General features: G+C 65.2%; 1 protein-coding gene. It reads left to right on the top strand.

From position 1 onward, the window contains the following. On the top strand, positions 1 to 256 hold a 256-nt coding region (locus EOD29_RS33175), incomplete at both ends, for a TraB/GumN family protein (protein WP_206520587.1).

Consider the following 256-nt stretch of genomic DNA (forward strand, 5'->3'; position numbering starts at 1 on the left):
CGGCGGTCGCCTGCGACCGCCGCCCTGCTCGCAAAGCCGGAACTGACGATGTTCACCGACGGCACGACGATCGACAAGCTGCTTTCTCCCGAGGACTACAAGCGTCTCGAAACCGGCCTCAAGCAGCGCGGTATCCCGATCAGCGCCGTTTCCCGGATGCGGCCCTGGATGATTTCCAGCGCCGTCGCCTTGCCGGCCTGCGAAATCGCCCGCAAGGCAAAAGGCGCGCAGTTCCTCGACCAGAAGATCGCCACCG

This window comes from Mesorhizobium sp. M1A.T.Ca.IN.004.03.1.1, from assembly GCF_003997555.1.
Classification (GTDB): domain Bacteria; phylum Pseudomonadota; class Alphaproteobacteria; order Rhizobiales; family Rhizobiaceae; genus Mesorhizobium.